The sequence below is a fragment of the Bacillus sp. PS196 genome, from assembly GCF_037963555.1.
Lineage (GTDB): Bacteria > Bacillota > Bacilli > Bacillales > Bacillaceae > Bacillus > Bacillus subtilis.
Genome location: NZ_CP150159.1, coordinates 3,821,758 through 3,842,078, shown reverse-complemented (window position 1 = coordinate 3,842,078; position 20,321 = coordinate 3,821,758). Strand labels below are relative to the sequence as shown.

Annotated in this window: 21 protein-coding genes; 16 read left to right on the top strand and 5 right to left on the bottom strand. The window is 45.2% G+C overall.

Annotated features, from left to right (window positions below; all coding sequences use genetic code 11):
• Window positions 1–40: 40 nt before the first annotated feature.
• Complete coding sequence (gene ywcE, locus NST79_RS19900; RefSeq protein ID WP_003227411.1) at window positions 41–304, bottom strand: spore morphogenesis/germination protein YwcE; 264 nt, start codon at window positions 302–304, stop codon at window positions 41–43.
• Between the two features lie 495 nt (window positions 305–799).
• On the opposite strand from ywcE, the gene rodA reads away from it, so the two are divergent.
• From rodA to NST79_RS19885, 3 genes are all read left to right on the top strand, one after another.
• Window positions 800–1,981 carry a cell shape-determining peptidoglycan glycosyltransferase RodA gene (gene rodA / locus NST79_RS19895; RefSeq protein ID WP_003227413.1) on the top strand — a complete coding sequence of 394 codons (1,182 nt, stop codon included), beginning with the start codon at window positions 800–802 and terminating at the stop codon, window positions 1,979–1,981.
• A 105-nt stretch (window positions 1,982–2,086) separates the two neighbouring features.
• Complete coding sequence (gene nfsA / locus NST79_RS19890) at window positions 2,087–2,836, top strand: oxygen-insensitive NADPH nitroreductase (RefSeq protein WP_017696211.1); 750 nt, start codon at window positions 2,087–2,089, stop codon at window positions 2,834–2,836.
• A gap of 173 nt (window positions 2,837–3,009) precedes the next feature.
• Window positions 3,010–4,011, top strand: coding sequence for an LLM class flavin-dependent oxidoreductase (locus NST79_RS19885; RefSeq protein ID WP_032722719.1), 1,002 nt, complete (start codon window positions 3,010–3,012; stop codon window positions 4,009–4,011).
• Between the two features lie 37 nt (window positions 4,012–4,048).
• On the opposite strand, the gene vpr is transcribed toward NST79_RS19885, so the two are convergent.
• Window positions 4,049–6,469: a S8 family serine peptidase gene (gene vpr / locus NST79_RS19880; protein ID WP_212060248.1), complete on the bottom strand. Its 2,421-nt coding sequence runs from the start codon at window positions 6,467–6,469 to the stop codon at window positions 4,049–4,051.
• Window positions 6,470–6,997: 528 nt separating this feature from the next.
• Here vpr and NST79_RS19875 point away from each other — a divergent pair.
• Both NST79_RS19875 and sacT read left to right on the top strand, forming a co-directional pair.
• Complete coding sequence (locus NST79_RS19875) at window positions 6,998–7,300, top strand: hypothetical protein (protein WP_003222155.1); 303 nt, start codon at window positions 6,998–7,000, stop codon at window positions 7,298–7,300.
• A 39-nt stretch (window positions 7,301–7,339) separates the two neighbouring features.
• A complete protein-coding gene (sacT, locus tag NST79_RS19870; protein ID WP_003227423.1) occupies window positions 7,340–8,170 on the top strand; it encodes a sac operon transcriptional antiterminator SacT in 831 nt (276 codons plus the stop codon).
• Window positions 8,171–8,208: 38 nt separating this feature from the next.
• Here the strand turns inward: sacT and NST79_RS19865 are convergent, their stop codons facing one another.
• Window positions 8,209–8,979 (bottom strand): formate/nitrite transporter family protein, encoded by a 771-nt coding sequence (locus tag NST79_RS19865; RefSeq protein ID WP_212060250.1) that lies wholly within the window; start codon window positions 8,977–8,979, stop codon window positions 8,209–8,211.
• Between the two features lie 301 nt (window positions 8,980–9,280).
• Between NST79_RS19865 and scrA the strand changes: the two genes are divergently transcribed.
• The 3 genes from scrA to NST79_RS19850 all read left to right on the top strand — a co-directional run bounded on the left by scrA (window position 9,281) and on the right by NST79_RS19850 (window position 12,444).
• The gene (gene scrA / locus NST79_RS19860; RefSeq protein ID WP_212060252.1) at window positions 9,281–10,666 is read left to right on the top strand and encodes a sucrose-specific PTS transporter subunit IIBC; all 1,386 of its coding nucleotides are present in this window, start codon (window positions 9,281–9,283) and stop codon (window positions 10,664–10,666) included.
• Window positions 10,663–12,102, top strand: a complete 1,440-nt coding sequence (sacA, locus tag NST79_RS19855; RefSeq protein ID WP_015250950.1) for a sucrose-6-phosphate hydrolase — start codon at window positions 10,663–10,665, stop codon at window positions 12,100–12,102. The genes scrA and sacA overlap by 4 nt, the downstream gene beginning before the upstream one ends.
• A 93-nt stretch (window positions 12,103–12,195) precedes the next feature.
• Window positions 12,196–12,444, top strand: a complete 249-nt coding sequence (locus NST79_RS19850) for a hypothetical protein (RefSeq protein ID WP_003243437.1) — start codon at window positions 12,196–12,198, stop codon at window positions 12,442–12,444.
• A gap of 90 nt (window positions 12,445–12,534) precedes the next feature.
• On the opposite strand, the gene NST79_RS19845 is transcribed toward NST79_RS19850, so the two are convergent.
• Window positions 12,535–13,350, bottom strand: a complete 816-nt coding sequence (locus NST79_RS19845) for a bifunctional hydroxymethylpyrimidine kinase/phosphomethylpyrimidine kinase (protein ID WP_212060254.1) — start codon at window positions 13,348–13,350, stop codon at window positions 12,535–12,537.
• 143 nt (window positions 13,351–13,493) lie between these two features.
• Between NST79_RS19845 and NST79_RS19840 the strand changes: the two genes are divergently transcribed.
• From NST79_RS19840 to NST79_RS19820, 5 genes are all read left to right on the top strand, one after another.
• Window positions 13,494–13,832, top strand: coding sequence for a PadR family transcriptional regulator (locus tag NST79_RS19840; protein ID WP_003227432.1), 339 nt, complete (start codon window positions 13,494–13,496; stop codon window positions 13,830–13,832).
• Entirely contained in the window at window positions 13,825–14,460 is a 636-nt protein-coding gene (locus NST79_RS19835; protein WP_048654800.1) for a permease prefix domain 1-containing protein, read from the top strand. The genes NST79_RS19840 and NST79_RS19835 overlap by 8 nt, the downstream gene beginning before the upstream one ends.
• Window positions 14,461–14,507: 47 nt before the next feature.
• Window positions 14,508–15,041 carry a hypothetical protein gene (locus NST79_RS19830; RefSeq protein WP_048654799.1) on the top strand — a complete coding sequence of 178 codons (534 nt, stop codon included), beginning with the start codon at window positions 14,508–14,510 and terminating at the stop codon, window positions 15,039–15,041.
• An 89-nt stretch (window positions 15,042–15,130) separates the two neighbouring features.
• The gene (locus NST79_RS19825) at window positions 15,131–15,937 is read left to right on the top strand and encodes a glycosyltransferase family 2 protein (protein ID WP_015250953.1); all 807 of its coding nucleotides are present in this window, start codon (window positions 15,131–15,133) and stop codon (window positions 15,935–15,937) included.
• Between the two features lie 13 nt (window positions 15,938–15,950).
• The gene (locus NST79_RS19820) at window positions 15,951–16,628 is read left to right on the top strand and encodes a uracil-DNA glycosylase (RefSeq protein WP_014478341.1); all 678 of its coding nucleotides are present in this window, start codon (window positions 15,951–15,953) and stop codon (window positions 16,626–16,628) included.
• 24 nt (window positions 16,629–16,652) lie between these two features.
• Here NST79_RS19820 and NST79_RS19815 read toward each other — a convergent pair whose 3' ends face one another.
• Window positions 16,653–18,023 carry an aldehyde dehydrogenase gene (locus NST79_RS19815; RefSeq protein WP_212060256.1) on the bottom strand — a complete coding sequence of 457 codons (1,371 nt, stop codon included), beginning with the start codon at window positions 18,021–18,023 and terminating at the stop codon, window positions 16,653–16,655.
• A gap of 167 nt (window positions 18,024–18,190) precedes the next feature.
• On the opposite strand from NST79_RS19815, the gene NST79_RS19810 reads away from it, so the two are divergent.
• The 3 genes from NST79_RS19810 (at window position 18,191) to NST79_RS19800 (ending at window position 20,283) form a co-directional block, all read left to right on the top strand.
• Window positions 18,191–18,508 (top strand): YwdI family protein, encoded by a 318-nt coding sequence (locus NST79_RS19810; RefSeq protein ID WP_041351304.1) that lies wholly within the window; start codon window positions 18,191–18,193, stop codon window positions 18,506–18,508.
• A gap of 19 nt (window positions 18,509–18,527) precedes the next feature.
• A complete protein-coding gene (locus tag NST79_RS19805; RefSeq protein ID WP_153952158.1) occupies window positions 18,528–19,850 on the top strand; it encodes a purine/pyrimidine permease in 1,323 nt (440 codons plus the stop codon).
• Between the two features lie 61 nt (window positions 19,851–19,911).
• Complete coding sequence (locus NST79_RS19800) at window positions 19,912–20,283, top strand: DUF423 domain-containing protein (protein ID WP_003227446.1); 372 nt, start codon at window positions 19,912–19,914, stop codon at window positions 20,281–20,283.
• Window positions 20,284–20,321: the final 38 nt, after the last annotated feature.

The window sequence follows — 20,321 nt, the reverse complement described above, 5'->3', positions numbered from 1 at the left end:
ACAAAAACCCTCTTCATTGGAAGAGGGTTTTTTGCTGTCTTCAGCTGCTTCGCTTTCTGCGAAGATACGGAAGGCCGTAAATGATAAATGCGGCGATATGAGCGACAATGACGTTAACGGCAAACAAGATAATCATGAGAGTGTGTCCAAGTGGAGAAAGGCTTTCTGTTGCGTAAAAGAAGAAGAATACCCACATTAAAATGATTGGCGGAATAGCTGAGAGTGCGACTTTTTTGTTATCAAGCCAAATAAAGAGAGGCGTTGCGCTGGCAACCAATAAGTAAGCAAAAAACATGTCCATCATACCCGTCTCCTTTCATTTTGTGATAACGTTTACAAAAATGAAATAGAGGAACTGAGTTGTGTCTGTTTTGTGATTGTTTTTTGAACATTCTGTTACAATTATTATACCATGTTTTCCAGAAATTGATACGTGTTTTTGCAGAAATGGACTGGATCTATCGTCTTATTTTTTTCGTTTAATGTGCTAGGAGAATGTATGGGCATGGGGCTCTGAATTTTTAGCTGTTTCTTATGAGGTATCACATTATTTGGGAACATAACACATTATCGCATTCGTTTTTTAACAAATTCTTTTGGTATGGCGTTTTTTTCATTTGAAAAGTTTTGTGTCAATCGAAACATTTCGGTTTATGATACGTCATATTTCGTGTAGCTGAAAAAGTGCCGCAAATGCTGAAAAAACATAAAAGGAAGCGAGCTTCACGTGTCATCTTGAACGTGGTTCATGTATAATAAACATTAGTGATTTTCCGATGAAAATGTAAGGCGGGATAGAATGAGTCGATATAAGAAACAGCAAAGCCCCTTTTATCAGGGGGATTTGATTTTTATATTTGGTGTGTTTTTTATTATAAGCGTAGTATCAATTTATGCTGCCGGTCAGTTTGGGCAGTATGGGAACACGGATTGGATTCAGCAAATTGTGTTTTATCTTTTGGGGGCTGTTGCCATTACAGTTCTTTTGTACTTTGATTTAGAACAGCTTGAAAAGTTAAGTTTATATATTTTTATCATTGGTATTTTATCTTTGATTATTCTTAAAATCAGTCCCGAGTCTATTGCACCTGTTATTAAAGGGGCAAAAAGTTGGTTTAGGATCGGTAGAATAACAATACAGCCGTCAGAGTTTATGAAGGTTGGTTTGATTATGATGCTTGCTTCAGTTATTGGAAAAGCTAATCCTAAAGGAGTTCGGACGCTTAGGGATGATATCCACTTGTTATTAAAGATTGCGGGTGTCGCAGTTATTCCTGTAGGTCTTATCTTGATGCAGGATGCTGGGACTGCGGGAATATGTATGTTTATCGTTCTTGTAATGGTTTTTATGTCAGGTATAAATTGGAAATTAATTGCGATCATAGCTGGTTCAGGTATCTTACTCATTTCATTAATTTTATTAGTAATGATAAACTTTCCTGACGTTGCTAAATCAGTTGGAATACAGGATTATCAAATTAAGCGGGTCACTTCTTGGGTGTCTGCTTCAAATGAGACACAGGAAGATTCAAATGACAGCTGGCAAGTTGACCAGGCCATCATGGCAATAGGATCTGGTGGTATTTTAGGTAATGGTATTTCTAATTTGAAGGTTTATGTTCCAGAGAGTACGACTGACTTTATCTTTTCTATAATAGGTGAGTCATTTGGCTTTATAGGCTGTGCAATTGTTGTCATCATGTTCTTCTTTTTAATCTACAGGCTTGTCGTTCTGATAGACAAAATACATCCGTTTAACCGTTTCGCTTCTTTCTTTTGCGTTGGCTATACGGCGTTAATTGTGATCCACACATTCCAGAATATCGGAATGAACATCGGCATTATGCCTGTTACCGGGATTCCGCTGCTGTTTGTCAGCTATGGGGGAAGCTCGACACTTTCCACGTTAATCGGATTTGGAATTGTATATAATGCAAGTGTGCAGCTGACGAAATACAGAAGTTATCTTTTTAATTCTTAATATGCAGACAGCCTTTACAGAGGCTGTCTTTTTTTGTGCAGAGCATTTCGCTTTTGAGATCACTTTTTTTCGGATATGATAAAAAGTGATAAGGAGGTTTTTGTGATGAATAACACAATCGAAACCATTTTGAATCATCGGTCAATCCGGTCTTTTACTGATCAGCTTTTGACAGCTGAAGAAATTGATACATTAGTGAAAAGTGCGCAGGCTGCGTCTACATCCAGCTATGTGCAGGCATATTCGATTATCGGGGTTTCTGATCCTGAGAAAAAACGTGAGCTGTCCGTGCTTGCTGGGAATCAGCCTTACGTTGAGAAGAACGGACACTTTTTTGTATTTTGTGCGGATTTGTACCGCCATCAAAAACTGGCTGAGGAAAAAGGTGAACATATTTCTGAGCTGCTCGAGAATACAGAAATGTTTATGGTTAGCTTAATTGATGCGGCGCTGGCAGCGCAAAATATGAGCATTGCCGCTGAATCCATGGGGCTTGGCATTTGCTATATCGGCGGCATTCGGAATGAACTGGACAAGGTGACAGAGGTGCTGCAAACGCCTGACCATGTGCTCCCGCTTTTCGGACTGGCAGTAGGCCATCCTGCGAACCTTTCCGGCAAAAAACCGAGATTGCCAAAGCAGGCCGTTTATCATGAGAATACGTATAATGTGAACACAGACGATTTCCGTCATACTATGAATACGTATGACAAAACCATTTCTGATTACTATAGAGAAAGAACAAACGGGCAGCGGGAAGAAACGTGGTCCGATCAAATACTGAACTTTATGAAGCAAAAGCCGCGTACGTATTTAAATGACTACGTGAAAGAAAAGGGCTTTAATAAAAACTAAAGCAAACCTCTCCGTCTGGAGGGGTTTTTATGTTTCACGTGTAACATATTCCGACAAATAGGGACAGGCTTTCACAAATAAATGGCGAATGATAGGGGACACTGATAAGCAGTGTGAGCGGCTTTGGAGAAAAAATAGAAGATCAGTGATACGATGAGGATGAGGTGGTAGGGATGGTTTCATTAAGTATATTAGATCAATCTCCAGTATCAGAGGGCAGCAATGCTGAAACGGCCTTACAGCAAACCGTTGCGCTTGCCCAAGCTGCTGAGGACCTTGGATATAAGAGATTTTGGGTTTCTGAGCATCACTTTTCAAAACGGCTGGCAGGGTCCAGTCCTGAGGTGCTAATCAGTCATATAGCGGCGAAAACAAAGCGAATCCGTGTTGGATCAGGAGGAGTTATGCTGCCGCATTACAGTGCTTATAAAGTAGCTGAAAACTTTCGTGTTCTGGAGGGGCTGACACCAGGAAGAATTGACCTGGGGCTTGGCAGAGCACCGGGGGGAATGCCAATTGCATCATGGGCGCTGAATGACGGCGGTAAGCGCAATGCTGATCAGTATCCGCAGCAAATCAAGGAGCTGACCATGTATTTGCATGATTTGGCGGATGATAAACACCGTTTTCCGAATCTGACCGCTGCGCCGCATATTTCAACGGCTCCGGATGTGTGGCTGCTCGGCTCATCTGGAGAAAGCGCGCTGCTCGCAGCTGAATCTGGCGCTGGCTATATGTTTGCCCATTTTATCAATGGAGAGGGCGGAGAGGGTACTGTCAGACAGTATAAGAGGAGATTCAAACCATCTGTGTTAGGAGATACGCCTCGAGCGGCAGTTGCTGTTTTTGTTCTTTGTGCTGACACGGAGGAGAAGGCAGAGGAGCTTGGGGCTGTGCTTGATTTTACACTTTTGGCGGGAGAGCAGGGTATTCCTTTAGAGGGAGTTCCTTCGTATGAAGCTGTTCGGAAAAATACGTATTCTCCTTATGAACAGAGACGAATTGCTGATAATCGAAATCGAATGATTGTCGGTACGAAAGAACAGGTTAAGGAGCGGCTGCTAGCTTTGAGTAAAGCGTATGAAACAGAGGAAATCATGGTGGTGACCATCACACATCATTTTGAAGATAAGCTCCGATCGTATCGATTATTGCAGGAGGCGTTTGCTGACTGATCTTTAAAAAGCCCTGCCGATTCGGCAGGGCTTTTTCTTATTCAACAGTGAAAGGTTCTTCGGTCAAAACCTGGCTTGACTTGCCTTTGTTCGCGGCATATGCGAGCAAGTAATACTCTCCGGCCGGAAGTTTGGTTACGCCATTAATCGTGCCGTCCCAGTCAAAGTACTGGTAACCTTTATCTTGGTTTTTATAAATGCCGGCTTGGCCTGCGAAATCAAGGTTGCTGTCATAGACGAGGAACGCCAACTCTTCCGCTCCCGCAGGAAGGTAGGTTTCAATTTGATAGGTACCTTGTACAGACCCTTCGCTGACAGAGACAGATGTGACTCTCGGATAATCGGGCTCTTTCACAATCAGCAATGTAGGTACCTTAGCGACCGTTTTTCCGCCTTCTCTGACGATAACCGTTCCTTCATAGGTGCCAGCTTTTGTTTTCTTCGTATTGACCTTTACTTTTGCAGTGGCTTTCCCGGTTTGATGTGCCGGAATCACAACACGGCTTGTGCCGGATGTGGAGATGCCGCTGCCATTAAATGAGTATTCCAGTGTGTATGATTTTCTAATGGAAGATTGATTTTCAATCGTAAACGTTTCTTTTTTCGTTTCGTTTCCGTTTTCCTTCAAGAACGTGCCGTATGAATAGCTTCCAGGTGAGACGAGCGAATCGGCTTTGATTGCGTTCATGATTCTTGCGCTGCCTGCGCCTTGAGCGTTATGCGGATATACTTCCCCATCGCTATCCTTTAAAGTGACAGCGGTATTCATGATGGCGGCTTTAATCTGTTCAACGCTCCACTTTGGTTTGGCTTGTTTAATAACGGCAACCGCTCCGGCAATATGAGGCGATGCCATGCTTGTTCCTTGTTTTGATCCGTAGCCGTATGGATGGTCAGGATCGTGTGTTGGGATCGTGCTCACGATATTGACCCCTGGCGCCGAAATATCAGGCTTAATCATCCACGTATCCATAACAGGGCCGCGTGATGAGAAATCAGCCACTTGTTCACCGAGCGCTTTTGAGACCGTCAACTTGAATGTTGTTTTTGTCTCACCAGCTTTCAGGGCGCTGACGAGTTTTTCGCCGTCTTCTAATGAAAGCTTAATCGTTGGGACAGACATGCCTGGCACATTGGCTTCAATTTCTCCAGAGAGGTTGTTATACACAACCATGCCGATTGCACCGGCTTTTTTAGCGTTATCCGCTTTATCCACAAATGCAATGCTGCCTCGTTTGACAACGGCGACTTTGCCTGTCAGGTCTTTCCCTTCAAAATCCTTTGCTTCGCCGATTCCCGCTTCGACAAGCTCAACTTCTTTGTTATTGAGCGCTTTGACTTCGTCCTCCTTGTTATAGCCCATCACTTTTGCTGAAGAGTAGGAGCCGAATGTGACGGCGTATTCATTGAGCGGCAGCTGAGTCGCACCGACAGAAATCGCTTCTCTTGATGTGCCCGGCGATCCGACTGTCCAGCCGTTCGGTCCGCTGTTGCCGTTTGAGGTAACAGCGACAACGCCTTCTGACATGGCCCAGTCAAGCGCTGTGCTTGTCGCCCAGTCCGGGTTGTTTAAAGAGTTTCCGAGAGACAGGTTCATCACATCTGCTCCGTCCTGCACTGCACGTTCCACGCCCGCGATGACGTTTTCCGTTGTGCCGCTTCCGCCAGGCCCTAACACACGATAAGCAAGAAGTGTTGCATCAGGCGCTACGCCTTTAATTGTTCCGTTTGCAGCCACAGTTCCGGCTACGTGTGTGCCGTGGTCAGTCGCTCCGCCCCTCGGATCGCCTGTTGGTGTTTCTTTTGGATCGTAATCATTGTCCACAAAATCGTATCCTTTATATTGTCCAAAGTTTTTCTTCAGATCTGGGTGATTGTATTCAACCCCAGTGTCAATAATCGCCACCTTGATGCCTTTTCCTGTGTAGCCTATATCCCATGCATCGTTTGCTCCGATATAAGGCGCACTGTCATCCATTTGCGGAGATACGGCGTCTTCGGAGATTGTGACGTCTTTATCCTTCATATTGTCTGTTTTATATGTGACGTTCGGGTACACTGCCTTAACGTCTTTTACCGCGAGAAGTTTTGGAATCTCATTAGCTGGAAGCTTCATAGAGAAGCCTGAGAATACCTGCTCATATTCCCGGTTTACTTTTCCGTTTTTCACCGCTTTGATTGCTTTGTTTTTTGCTTTTGTGCGAGCGGTTTTCAGCTTGCTTTTCGATTGGCTTTCTCCCGCTTCCTTCGCTTCTGCCAAGGATTTTTCTTTTAATTCCACTATAACGGTTGTTTTTTTGCTTGTCGTCATGTCGATATCACCGAATACCTCGGCTTTTTCCAGATCAGCCGACGTTTTTGAAGAAGCCGGAGCTGCCTTGATTCCCGTAATACCTGTGGATAACGCAAAAAGTAAGACGAAACTTACAAGCAGAAAGCGAATGATCCCCTTTTTCAATGTGTTTCCCCCTTTGTATTTAGAAAAAATGTGAAAGATCTAGTATATATTTCTTGAAAATTCAAAAAAATCCTTGTGTCATTTGGACCATTTATTGGATTTTGTTTGTGTATAACGAAGGAGTTATACACAGAACCCTGTGTATAAGTGAATAAACCTGTGTATATATATAGTTAGGAATATACGTTCGTATACAAAATATAGATAGAGTTTGTGGACATGTGGACATCTCTTGTGATTAAGTTGTTCTTATCTTTGGGATAACTTGTGTATAAAGTTTTCAAACCGTTCTCCAATTTTCATTTCAATTCTTTCAGCTTTCAACAAAACTTCTAAAAACTAGTTGGTTTTTTCACTCATATTGTGACAAAGAATTCTCTTTCCACGGTCTATCATAGAGTCATGAGTTTTGCTAGAGCCGCTAGTTTGCGAGAAAAGAAATCGGCCGTCTTTTCTTGCGGGCTGCGGCTGAGAAAACGGGCTGCTAAAAAGGCTGCCTGCCAAAAAGAAGCGGAGGGATGTTTTTCTATGAAACGTTTGCTTGTATCTTTACGGGTGTGGATGGTCTTTTTGATGAACTGGGTGACGCCGGACAGAAAAACTGCGGCTGCCGCGGTCTATTCGGCTCAGCGTACATACCAAAGAAAGGCGGCTGTGCAGGCCGCAGGACTCGTTTCGTTTTATGAGTGGCGGATGGCTGTGAATGAGGAAGAAAAGCAGAAAGCGAAAGCCGCCGCGCTTTATAAAAGAAGATGTTTGCAAGCCTTCAAGGAATCGCCAAAGCAGGAGAGAGCGGGCCCGCATCTTTACATGGCGGTCAAAAGGAGGTAAAATCCCAGTCAAAAGCAAATTGGCGGGAGAGATAACCTCTTGAAAATCTATAAAGTATTAAACAACAATGCGGCTTTAATAAAAGAGGATGATCAGGAAAAAATCGTGATGGGACCGGGAATCGCTTTTCAAAAAAAGAAAAATGATCTCATCCCTATGAATAAAGTGGAAAAGATCTTTGTCGTGCGCGACGAGAATGAAAAGTTCAAACAAATCCTGCAAACACTGCCGGAGGAGCATATAGAAATAGCTGAGGATATCATCAGCTATGCGGAAGGAGAGCTCGCGGCGCCGCTGAGCGATCACATTCATATCGCGCTTTCTGACCATTTGTCCTTTGCGATCGAAAGGATTCAAAATGGGCTGCTTGTGCAGAATAAATTGCTGCATGAGATAAAGGCGCTCTATAAAAAAGAATATGAGATCGGCCTGTGGGCGATCGGACATGTAAAAGAGACATTGGGCGTGTCTCTGCCTGAAGATGAAGCGGGTTATATTGCCCTTCACATCCATACGGCCAAGATGGATGCGGAGAGCATGTATTCGGCGCTGAAGCATACGACCATGATCAAAGAAATGATAGAGAAAATAGAACAATACTTTAATCGAAAGGTGGATGAAAACAGCATTTCCTATCAACGCCTTGTCACGCATTTGCGATACGCGGTCAGCCGGTTGGAATCAAATGAAGCGCTCCATCGTATGGACGAGGAGATGCTTTATTTCATCCAAAAAAAGTATTCATTCGCCTATCAATGTGCGCTGGAGCTGGCGGAGTTTTTGAAAAATGAATATCAATTACATTTGCCGGAATCCGAGGCCGGCTATATCACGCTGCATGTCCAGCGTCTTCAAGATCTCTCGGAATAACCGCTTTGACTTGCAGGGAGTGATCTCTGGAAGTTTTTTTATTGATCAGGATTCAGTGTGTAGTACATCCAGCCCATCATAACTATTCCCGCGGTCAGATTGCCGAGCGTAACGGGGATTAAGTTTCTGACTGCTCCCATCAGTGTCACTGTATCAGGGTGCTCGATCAAAAGCGAGATGGCGAATGTGCACATATTGGCAATGCTGTGTTCAAAGCCGGAAATAAAGAAGCAGAAAACGAAAAGCATCATGGTAAAAAGCTTTGCTCCTTCCCCTTTGAGAGACATTGGAATGAAAAAGGCGAGGCACACAAGCCAATTGCACAGCATTCCTCTGAAAAACAATTCGGAAGCCGGCGGCTCCATTTTGTGCTCTGCCAAATGAATCAAAAAGGAATGAACAGAAGGCTCCTCAAAAAGTCCCGTCGCGCTGATCAGGATGGCAAACAGAATGGCGCCGATTAAATTGCCGGCATAGCTTGACATCCACAAGTGCAGGGTGTCGCGCCAGCTGATTTTTTTCCGGAGCGCGGTATAGGTGAAATAAAAGGTGTTGCCGGTAAATAAATCTCCGCCTCCGTAAGCAATCATCAGAATAGCGGCCCCGAAAGTGACAGCGGCAGCCGGAAAGGCAAACGGAGAATCAGCCATAAAGAAATAGCTGCCTGTTTTGCTTGCGGCTGTAATGCCAAAACCAATAAACATACTGGCCAAAATGGACCGAAGCACATAACGGATTTTGCTTGAAGTGAATATGTTTTGTTTTTTCAAAGCATACTGTTCAACCTTTTGTAATGCTTGAGTTTCCATTGTCTTTTCCTGCTTTCTTTCATGATTGAGCATAGTATAGCACGATATTGTGAAGTATTTCACAATTAATTTTTACGAATTTTTGTCTACATGTTTTATCAAACTATTTAACTAAAAAAATAGTTGACGAAAACGCTGTCATGATTTATGATGAAAGCGTATTCTTGATCTGAATAAGCGGGATTGTGACTGGTAAAGCAGGCAAGACCTAAAATTTGCGTAAATGAAAAAGGATCGCTGTGTCCTTTATTCGTTGGCGAATTTTAGGTCTTTTTTGTTTAAATAAAAGGGGGAGAAATAGATGGATTACAAAGAGACTGCAAAACGCCTCATTGAGCTTCTCGGAGGGAAAGAAAATATTATCAGCGCGGCTCATTGTGCAACAAGACTGCGTTTAGTGATGAAAGATGAATCAAAGATAGATCAAGCACAAGTAGAAGAGCTTGATGGCGTCAAAGGGGCTTTCAGCAGCTCTGGCCAGTACCAGATCATTTTCGGAACAGGCCTTGTGAATAAAGTATTCGATGCCTTTGCTAAAGAAGCTGATATCGAGCGTGAAGAACACGTAAATCATCAGGATGCGGCAAAAGAAAAGCTGAATCCCGCTGCGAGATTTGCGAAAACGCTTTCTAATATTTTTGTTCCAATCATCCCGGCTATTGTAGCCAGCGGCCTATTAATGGGATTGCTGGGTATGATCAATGCGTTTCATTGGATGAGCAAGGATTCTGCAGTTTTTCAGCTGCTTGATATGTTTTCAAGTGCAGCATTCATTTTCTTGCCGATTCTAATCGGAGTAAGCGCTTCAAAAGAATTTGGCAGCAACCCGTACTTGGGAGCGGTCATTGGGGGAATCATGATTCATCCAAACCTTTTGAATCCATGGGGTTTGGCTGAAGCGACACCTGATTATATGCATCTTTTCGGATTTGATATCGCGCTTCTAGGCTATCAGGGAACTGTCATCCCTGTTCTGCTGGCGGTTTATGTAATGAGCAAGGTAGAGAAATGGACAAGAAAAGTGGTTCCGCATGCGGTAGACTTGCTTGTTACACCTTTTGTTACTGTAATTGTCACCGGGTTTGTTGCTTTTATCGCGATTGGCCCTCTGGGCAGAGCGCTTGGCTCCGGCATTACGGTTGCTTTAACTTATGTATATGACCATGCCGGTTTTGTGGCAGGTTTGATTTTCGGGGGCACGTATTCACTCATCGTGCTGACAGGTGTTCATCACAGCTTCCATGCGATTGAGGCGGGGCTTATTGCAGATATAGGCAAAAACTACTTGCTGCCGATCTGGTCAATGGCGAATGTCGCACAGGGCGGGGCAGGTCTTGCCGTCTTCTTTATGGCGAAAAAGGCAAAGACAAAAGAAATCGCGCTTCCGGCAGCATTTTCCGCTTTTCTCGGCATTACTGAGCCCGTCATATTCGGAGTCAATCTTCGCTACCGAAAACCGTTTATCGCCGCGATGATCGGAGGCGCATTGGGTGGAGCATATGTCGTCTTTACACATGTAGCTGCAAACGCTTACGGGTTAACGGGAATTCCGATGATCGCCATTGCTGCGCCGTTTGGCATGGGCAACTTGATCAACTATCTGATTGGCATGGCGATTGCGGCAGTGTCAGCGTTCATTGCAGCATTTGTCATGAAGATTAATGAGGATGAGGAGAGGAAAAAATGACAGCACATGACCAGGAGCTTCGTCGCCGGGCTTATGAAGAAGTGGAGAAAAAAGAGCCCATCGCTAACAGCGATCCGCACCGCCAGCATTTTCACATCATGCCGCCGGTTGGGCTGCTGAATGACCCGAATGGCGTGATTTATTGGAAGGGCAGCTATCATGTATTCTTTCAGTGGCAGCCGTTTCAGACGGGGCACGGCGCAAAATTTTGGGGGCATTATACGACACAGGATGTTGTGAATTGGAAGCGGGAAGAGATTGCGCTGGCTCCGAGTGATTGGTTTGATAAAAACGGCTGCTACTCGGGCAGCGCTGTCACGAAAGACGATCGGCTCTATCTGTTTTACACAGGAAATGTCAGGGATCAGGATGGAAATCGGGAAACGTATCAATGCCTTGCTGTTTCTGACGACGGGCTGTCCTTTGAGAAAAAGGGTGTCGTCGCCCGCCTTCCGGAAGGATATACGGCGCATTTTCGCGATCCGAAGGTATGGGAGCATGAAGGCACATGGTATATGGTGATTGGTGCGCAAACAGAGAATTTGAAAGGGCAGGCTGTATTGTTTGCTTCTGATAACCTGATAGAGTGGAGATTTCTTGGCCCGATAACCGGCGCAGGCTTCAACGGGCTGGACGATTTTGGATACATGTGGGAATGCCCTGATTTGTTTTCCCTTCAAGGATCGGACGTGCTGATTGTTTCGCCTCAAGGGCTTGAGGCTGACGGTTTCCTTTATCAGAACGTATACCAGTCAGGTTATTTTGTCGGGCGTCTCGATTATAACAAGCCTGAACTGAAGCATGGTGATTTTAGGGAACTTGATCAAGGTTTTGATTTTTACGCGCCGCAAACACTTGAAGATGATCAGGGCAGACGGATTTTGTTTGCATGGATGGCTGTGCCTGACCAGGATGAAGGATCTCATCCGACGATTGACTATCACTGGATTCACTGCATGACGCTGCCGAGACAGCTGACGCTTTCAGGCCAGAAGCTGATTCAGCAGCCGCTGCCTGAGCTAAAAGCCATGCGCAGAAATGAGAAAAAAATACACATCAACATGCATGGATCATCTGGTACACTTCCAGTGGAAAAACCTGAAAGAGCTGAGATTCTGCTGGAAGACATTCATACGGAGTCTGGCTTTTCAATCAGTATCCGCGGAACGGCTACGTTTTCCTTCCATAAAGACGAGGGGATTGTTACGCTGGAACGAACGAGCTTTGACGGAAAAAGAACAGAAGCGAGACATTGCCGCATCAAGGACTTGCATACCGTACACATGTTTTTCGACGCGTCATCTGTGGAAATCTTTATCAATAACGGAGAAGAGGTCTTTAGTGCGAGATATTTTCCTTTCCCGGGAAATCATGAAGTAACAGCCAGTTCGACCGGGAAATCTGAAATGAATGTCGGAATTTGGACACTTATGTAGAAAATCCTTCTATTTTCTTATGTGAAATCTGAGCCATCTGTGCTATTCTTCAACGATAACCTACTATTTTTTTCTGTAAAAGGAGTTGTTTTCTTGAATATACATGAACAGAAGATAACACCGGAATGTTTGGAAAAGGCTGCTAACCAAGTTGAAGATAAGCGGGAAGAATATAAGGATGTGCTGCTTCAGCTGAAAAAAATGCTTGGCGGAACAACGCCGCACAGTGAAACGGCGGAAATTCTCACGCGGGCATATGAACAAATGAAGGAATATGCACTTTTTGTTCAGTCGATAGAAACATTTTTGAGGAAATCTGCAAACAATTTAAAAATCAAATAAACAGGCTGCCGATGGGATCGGCAGTTTTTTCTGTGAAAAGTCTTCGGTGATTTAAAAAGGGCTGCCTCTTTGTAAGGCAGCCCCTTTTGTTTATGATTGTTGATTCAGGCGCAGTGCAGAATGCTTCGTAGGACCAACATACTGGTTTAGCGGGAAGGATTCTTTAATGGCCGCTGTGATGAATTCTTTCGCTGCGTAAATGGCTTCTTTGACTTCCGCACCTTTGGCGAGCTCCGCTGTCACGGCTGCTGAGAACGTACAGCCTGCGCCATGTGTATAAGGCGTATCGATCATTTCGCTTTCAAGGACTTCCGCTGTTTCTCCGTCATAGAGAACATCAACGGCTTTCACATGTTTGAGTTTGCCTCCGCCTGTAATGACGACATATTGAGCGCCGAGTGCGTGAATTTTTTTCGCGGCTTCGATCATATCGTCAACTGTTTTTAGTTCATCCATGCCGCTGAGCTGGCTGGCTTCAAACAAGTTTGGCGTAATGACAGTGGCTAGCGGAGCCAATTGCTCACGCAGGGCTTGGGCGTGCTCCGGATAAAGGACTTCATTAGCACCTTTGCAAACCATAACCGGGTCAATTACCACATTTTTTAATTGTTTTTCTTTGATCGTTTTTGCTGCAAGCTCGATAATATCAACGGTTGGCAGCATTCCTGTTTTCATGGCGTCCACACCGATGCCGTCCGTAATTGTTGCAAGCTGGGCGCGGATTGTATCAGTATCGATCGGGAATACCTGATGGTCCCAGCTGTTGTTTGGGTCCATCGCAACGATCACCGTTAAGGCGGTCATCCCGTATACGTTTTTTTCTTGAAATGTTTTTAAATCAGCTTGAATCCCAGCACCGCCGCTGGAATCTGAGCCGGCAATGGTGAGTGCTTTGTGCATAGACATGTCTTGAACCTCCATCATGTTTTGTCTTTCATTATAGTTAGATTTTCTCTGTATCACAATATAGAAGATCTATAGGAATCATTTGACAATCTCAACGGGCTTTCGTAAAATGCTACATAAGAAAACTAGGTAGGGGTTTTGAGATGTTAAATCGTGAGCTGGTTAAGGGAAGCACGGTTATATTGGTATTGACGCTTCTGAACGAGCGGCCGATGTACGGCTATGAGCTTGTAAAAGAAATGGGAAGCCGCAGCGGAAACGAGCTGCAGATGAAAGAAGGGACCTTGTATCCTTCTCTTCACAAGCTTGAACGCCAAGGATATATTTCTTCCTACTGGGAGAAGCAGGAGAAAGGACCGGACCGCAAATATTACCGGATTACAGACGAAGGCAAAGAAGTGCTGGCGGAACGCACGAAGGAATGGAGCGTATTTTCAGCCATGATGGACCGAATACTGAAGTGGAGCGGACAAAATGGATAAAGAAACATATGTATCCGAAATCAAAAGCGGGCTTAAAGGGCTTCCTGAAGGCGAGGCAATGATAGAAGAGATTGAGAGCCATATTGAACATCATCTGTTTTGCTCTTTTCAGGAAGGAAAGAGTGAGGAGGAAGCTATGCAGACTTTATTGCAGGCGTTTGGAACACCAACTGACATTGTTTCTTCGTTTAAGAAAATACAGCCAGTAACGTTCCGTGCGTTTTTGATGTTCCATCTTTTCTGTAACAGTGCCCTATTCGCTGTCGGCATTGCGATTACAATAATGCATGTATGGCTTGAATCACCGTTTGTTCAAGCAGTATGGAAAGGCATTTCTGTTTCTGTTTGGCTGATCTTAGCTGCATATATGATCTACTGGGTGCTGATTGGGTATCAAGGCGTGAAGGAGTTTGGAAAACGCGGAGAAAAGCTTGTTCTACATACGATTCTGATCTCAATGGTGCCAAACGTCATTTTTATGCTTGTTTTTCTATTCAATGTAATTCCTGCTGCGCTGTTTCAATCCTTGTTGACACCTTGGTTTGTTGGAACTTGTGCTATTGCAACGCTGTTATTTCCGTTATTTGGCCGAATGGGCTGTTATATTGGCAGGCGTCAGCTTGCCTGATTTTTTAGGTATATACATAGAATTTCTATGTAAAGGATGTGTATGTCGTGAGGATTAGCTCTTGTTTATATGGTTTTGTAGCTCATGGGGCAGTATTTTTGTTTACTGGTGGCTGCATGCTCTTGGCTATGGCAGCCAGCTTGCCTTTTGTTTTTCTGCTTGATTGGCTGCCTGATGTCGTCTTTACAGCAGGTGCCATTCTTACGCTGTTATGTTCATATGCTTATGTCTGGTTTTGGGCGGTCCGATTTGCATATAACCAGAAAATGCGCCTGTTTGAGGTTCAATTGGGGTCCTTTGTGGTGCTGGCCCTCATGATATCTTTGATTTTATTGGATGGATCTAGTATGAAAGACATCATGATGAATTGGGACGATACAGGCTGTGCTTTTGTTCCGCCGGCTTTTACATTTTTGTGTCTTTCTTATGCACTGGTGCTGCTGCCGGTCTATCAATCTAAGCTGTGGCGTCTTATCCTTCCGAATGGCGTCCGCCTGAAAGATCTCTTTCATGTCTTTGGAAATCTGATGCTGATCATGGTGCTTCTGATCGGAGCCACTTTGCTGTTTCTATCATTGTAGTATGCCGTTTCAGTAGGATATTCCCACTGATCTCCCGTCCAATATATGTTTTAATAGTACATGACTATGAAAATGAGAAGGAGAGCATCATGAAGATTTCTATCGTAATTGTGACCTATAATCGGATTCCGGCTTTGTGTGAGCTTCTGGAGTCGATTTCCCGCCAGACCTTGAAGCCGTATGAAATTATTATTGTGAATGATGCCGGGGAATCGGTCGTGCCAGTCAAAGCACTGTATCCGGAGCTGCCGATTGCTGTCATCAATTTAGAAAAGAACTCGGGGCATGTGGCTGCGAGAAATGCCGGTGTAAAAGAGGCGTCTGGCGATTGCATTATGCTGTGTGATGACGATGATTTCTTTACGCCAGGGCATATCGAGAAAATGGCAAAGGAAATAGAAACGGCAGACTTCGTTCATTCTGATGCGGAAATAGTTTCGTTTGAAGAGAAAAACGGAACAAGGTATCCAGTGTCACGGAAATTGTTTGCTTATACCGCTGACTATGAGGATATGAGAGTGTTCTCTACATACGTGCCGTCGGGCAGCATGTACAGACGTTTTCTGCATGATGAAATCGGGTATTTCGATGCTGATGTGCACAATTACTGGGATTGGGATTTTTATCTGCGCGCAGCCAAGGATTACCGGGTGAAGCGTGTCCCTTGCGCCAGTGTGATTTATGCCTTCAGTGACGCGGGAGACAATCAGTCTGCGGACCTTGGCGCCAAGCGGAAGCAATATTTGGATCGTTTAAGTGAAAAGCACGGACTCGGGGAGCTGCCGACGAAAAACTTTGCCGTCCTGCTTGAAGAGCCTGAGATGAAGAGGCGGGAAGCAAAAAGTGAAATGGTTTGGGATGGCGAGCCTGTCTATTCCAGACTTCATCGTTCGTAAGGGGGCCTGAATCTTGAAACAGCTTTTACAAGACAGCTGGTGGAATCAGCTAAAGGAAGAGTTTGAGAAACCGTATTATCAAGAGCTCAGAGAAATGCTGAAGCGGGAATACGCGGAGCAAACGATTTATCCGGACAGCCGGGATATTTTCAATGCGCTGCATTATACATCATATGATGATGTCAAGGTCGTCATTCTGGGACAAGATCCGTATCACGGGCCGGGACAGGCTCAAGGTTTAAGCTTCTCTGTAAAGCCCGGTGTAAAGCAGCCGCCTTCGTTAAAAAATATTTTTCTTGAACTGCAGCAGGACATCGGGTGCAGCATCCCGAATCACGGGTCGCTTGTCAGCTGGGCAAAGCAAGGCGTTCTTTTGCTGAATACTGTGCTGACAGTAAGGCGCGGACAGGCGAATTCCCATAAGGGGAAAGGCTGGGAGCGACTGACAGACCGGATTATCGACGTGCTGAATGAAAGGGAGCGGCCGGTTATTTTTATTTTGTGGGGACGGCATGCCCAAATGAAAAAAGAACGGATCGACACGTCCAAGCATTTTATCATTGAATCGACGCATCCCAGCCCGTTTTCTGCGAGAAACGGATTTTTCGGGAGCAGACCGTTTTCCCGGGCGAATGCCTATTTGGAGAAAATGGGAGAGGCGCCGATTGATTGGTGTATTAAGGATTTGTAAAAAGCGCAGGTGATCTGCGCTTTTTTATTTGAGTATTTTTCGAATCATTCGCAGCCCGTTTTTGGAGGAAGGATAACGAAATGCGAAGTCGAAGCGGTTCGTTTGTTTGACGACGCTTTTTTTGTGCGTGAATGTGTTAAAACTGTCAAACCCGTGATAGCTGCCGATGCCGCTTTCCCCGACGCCGCCGAATGGCAAATACGGCGTCGCAACATGCATTAACGTATCATTGACACAGCCCCCGCCAAACGACAGATTTCCTAAAACAGCGCGCTCAATTTCTTTGTTTGTGGTGAAGAGATATAGGGCGAGCGGCTTAGGGCGCGATTGGACTTTCTCAATGACTTCCCCAATATTGCGGTATGTAAAGAGCGGAAGAATCGGCCCGAAAATCTCCTCCTGCATCACTGGAGAGTCATCCCTCACTTGTTCGAGAATGGTCGGCGCAATTTTGTGATGATCAGGATCAGATTGTCCGCCTGTGAGTGGGATGCCGTCATTCAGAAAGCTGAGCAGCCGCTGATAGTGCCGTTCACTGACGATTTTGCCGTACTGCGGATTCCGTTCCGGCTGAGGGCCGTAAAATTCTCTGATCGCACGCTTCATTTCTTCTGTCAGCTTCGTTTTGATGTCCTCGTGGACAAATAAATAATCCGGTGCGATGCAGGTTTGTCCCGCATTTGTAAATTTCCCGAAGACGATGCGTTTGGCGGCAAGCTGAATGTCAGCATCTTTATGGACGATGCAGGGGCTTTTGCCGCCGAGCTCCAAGGTTACGGGAATTAATTGTTTGGCGGCGGCCTCCATGACGATTTTTCCTACAGCTACACTGCCTGTAAAGAAAATGTAGTCAAAGGGCTGCTGTAATAATGCTGTGCTGACATCGGGCCCGCCTTCTGCCATAGCGACATAATCAGTTGGAAAAACGCTGCTGATGAGTTTGGAAAGAATAGCAGAAACAGCCGGCGTATATTCTGATGGCTTGAGAACGACCGTGTTCCCCGCCGCAATGGCTCCAATCAACGGAGAAAGCGCCAGCTGCAAGGGATAGTTCCAAGGCGCAATCACCAAAACGGTTCCATACGGCTCAGGAATGATGATGCTTTTGGAGCCTAGATGAGTCAACGGCGTTTTGACTCGTTTCGGCTTGGACCATTTTCTCAGCCGTTTCATGACAAAGCTGATTTCCTCCAAGACGATTCCGATTTCTGTTGAGTATGCTTCTTGCTCGGATTTGTGGAGATCCTGGTAGAGAGCGGCTATGAGATCGGCTTCATGAGTTCTGACGGCTTGTTTCAGCTTTCGCAAAATGTTCAGTCTCGATTCAAGCGGTCTCGTATGTCCCGCCGCAAAATAGGCTTTATGCTTGCTGATGATAGAGGGGATGCTGTTCATTCCGTTTCTCCTTTTTGTAAGGTATGGTGATTTATTATGTGAAAAATCTCTTCTGCTTGTCAATCGCGCAAGGTTTGTCAGAAAAAATAACAAACTCATATCTGCGTTTTCAGCAGGAATTTGATAAAATGCAGGAAGACAACATTTATTTTTTTGGAGGGTGCTTCATGAACATTCATATATCTGCTTTGATCCAAAAGATGGAAGAAGAGCTAAAAAAAGCAAAAACGGCTGAACGGGATGAGGAGCTGAAGCGTTATGTAGCGGTTGTCCGTTCTCTGTGTGATGTCGTGCTTGATCAGCCGGAGAACGTGAGCGCGCCCCGCATACAGCCGAGCGTTACGCCAAGTCCTGCCGCGCCGCCATCGACAGACCAGCTGATGATGGAAAAAATGATGGGGAGCGCGGGATTAAACAAATATCGAAAGCAAGAAAAAGAAAAGCAGGAAGAGGATGGAAATGGAGAGTCTTTATTTGATTTTTAAAGAGAGAGGTTGAGCTTACGTGAAATTGGTTCTTGGCGCGCTGCAATGGACAGCGTTTATCATTGCTGCGGCGATAGTTGTTCCGGTGGCGGTTGCCCAGTCGTTTCATCTGGATCACTCAGATTCTGCAAGATTGATTCAAAGCACTTTTTTTGTACTGGGAATTGCCGCCGTCATTCAGTGTTTGAAAGGCCACAGACTGCCGATTAATGAAAGCCCAGCCGGCTTGTGGTGGGGAGTGTATACGATCTACGCAGGGCTGACGGGAACTGTGTTTGCGACATATGGAGACACACTGCGGGGTTTGCAGGGAGCTCTTCTTGTAAGCGCTGTATGTTTCTTTTTGTTAAGTGTTTTCAAGGTCATTGACAGACTTGCAAAATTGTTTACTCCGGTTGTAACGGGCGTCTATTTATTGCTTCTTGTCATGCAGCTGAGTCAGCCCATTATAAAAGGAATTCTCGGAATCGGTTATCGACAGGACGGGGTGGACGGTCTTGTATTTGGCCTGGCGCTTGTTGTGATCGCTGCCGCTTTTATAATGACAAATTCGAACATCATGTTTTTTAAGCAATATTCTATTTTATTAGCCTTGTTCGGCGGGTGGGTGCTGTTTGCGGCTGCCGGAGCCGCAAAGCCGATTGAAATGCCGGACCGGCTGTTTCAGCTGCCTTCCCTGTTTCCTTTTGGGACCCCGTTATTTAACAGCGGCCTGATCACCACTTCTATTTTTATTACCATCTTGCTGATCGTGAATATGCTGGCGAGCATGAAGGTCGTGGACATCGCCGTGAAAAAATTCAGCAAACAGCCTGATGGAAAGCATCATGAACGCCATGCCGGTTTTGCCGCTTCATTCAGCCATCTGCTTAGCGGTTTGACGGGAGCTATTGCGCCTGTTCCGATTTCGGGAGCCGCGGGTTTTATTGAAACGACCAAAATGCCTTCTAAAAAACCGTTTATGCTCGGCAGTATTCTGGTTATCGTGATCAGCGTAATCCCGTTTTTTATGAATACGTTTGCGAGCCTGCCGTCACCCGTTGGATTTGCGGTGAATTTTGTTGTGTTCTCCGCAATGGGCGGTCTGGCCTTTGCCGAATTTGATTCGTATGAGAAAGAAGAATCAAAAAGGGTGAGGTCTATCATCGGTATCTCACTGCTGACAGGGGTCGGTATCATGTTTGTTCCTGAAACTGCGTTAAAGGGATTGCATCCGGTATTTATTTCTCTATTAAGCAACGGGCTCGTATTAGGGACGCTTGCTGCAATAGCAGCTGACCAGTTCCAGCTTTGGCGCAGGAGAAAATCCGACAATCTCGTGTCAACGGAGAACAAACATTGAATTTTGGTGCAGGTGCGATAAGATAAATGATATGAGTTTAACGAAAAGGCGGGAGAGATAGATGAAAGTTTTTATCATATTAGGGGCCATTAACGCCCTGCTTGCCGTGGGACTCGGAGCATTCGGCGCTCACGGATTAGAAGGGAAAATACCTGATAAATATCTTCAGGTTTGGCACACAGGCGTGCAGTATCATATGTATCACGCCCTTGGGCTTTTCGTTGTCGCGTTTCTGGCTGATAAATTATCCGGCATAGGCAGTGTCACGACAGCCGGCTGGCTGATGTTTGCGGGAATTGTGCTGTTTTCCGGAAGCTTATATATTCTAAGTGTGACGCAAATCTCCATTCTTGGAGCGATCACCCCGCTCGGCGGTGTGGCGTTTATTATTTCTTGGATTATGATCGTTGTCGCAGCCGTCAAATATCTATAAACAAAAAAGCCAATCCTCATCATATGAGTGATTGGCTT

Bases quoted from the DNA above. Each gene is read 5' to 3' on its own strand.
- ywcE (WP_003227411.1), bottom strand. From the start codon at position 304: ATGATGGACATGTTTTTTGCTTACTTATTGGTTGCCAGCGCAACGCCT.
- rodA (WP_003227413.1), top strand. From the start codon at position 800: ATGAGTCGATATAAGAAACAGCAAAGCCCCTTTTATCAGGGGGATTTG.
- nfsA (WP_017696211.1), top strand. From the start codon at position 2,087: ATGAATAACACAATCGAAACCATTTTGAATCATCGGTCAATCCGGTCT.
- NST79_RS19885 (WP_032722719.1), top strand. From the start codon at position 3,010: ATGGTTTCATTAAGTATATTAGATCAATCTCCAGTATCAGAGGGCAGC.
- NST79_RS19875 (WP_003222155.1), top strand. From the start codon at position 6,998: ATGAAACGTTTGCTTGTATCTTTACGGGTGTGGATGGTCTTTTTGATG.
- NST79_RS19865 (WP_212060250.1), bottom strand. From the start codon at position 8,979: ATGGAAACTCAAGCATTACAAAAGGTTGAACAGTATGCTTTGAAAAAA.
- scrA (WP_212060252.1), top strand. From the start codon at position 9,281: ATGGATTACAAAGAGACTGCAAAACGCCTCATTGAGCTTCTCGGAGGG.
- sacA (WP_015250950.1), top strand. From the start codon at position 10,663: ATGACAGCACATGACCAGGAGCTTCGTCGCCGGGCTTATGAAGAAGTG.
- NST79_RS19845 (WP_212060254.1), bottom strand. From the start codon at position 13,350: ATGTCTATGCACAAAGCACTCACCATTGCCGGCTCAGATTCCAGCGGC.
- NST79_RS19840 (WP_003227432.1), top strand. From the start codon at position 13,494: ATGTTAAATCGTGAGCTGGTTAAGGGAAGCACGGTTATATTGGTATTG.
- NST79_RS19835 (WP_048654800.1), top strand. From the start codon at position 13,825: ATGGATAAAGAAACATATGTATCCGAAATCAAAAGCGGGCTTAAAGGG.
- NST79_RS19825 (WP_015250953.1), top strand. From the start codon at position 15,131: ATGAAGATTTCTATCGTAATTGTGACCTATAATCGGATTCCGGCTTTG.
- NST79_RS19815 (WP_212060256.1), bottom strand. From the start codon at position 18,023: ATGAACAGCATCCCCTCTATCATCAGCAAGCATAAAGCCTATTTTGCG.
- NST79_RS19810 (WP_041351304.1), top strand. From the start codon at position 18,191: ATGAACATTCATATATCTGCTTTGATCCAAAAGATGGAAGAAGAGCTA.
- NST79_RS19800 (WP_003227446.1), top strand. From the start codon at position 19,912: ATGAAAGTTTTTATCATATTAGGGGCCATTAACGCCCTGCTTGCCGTG.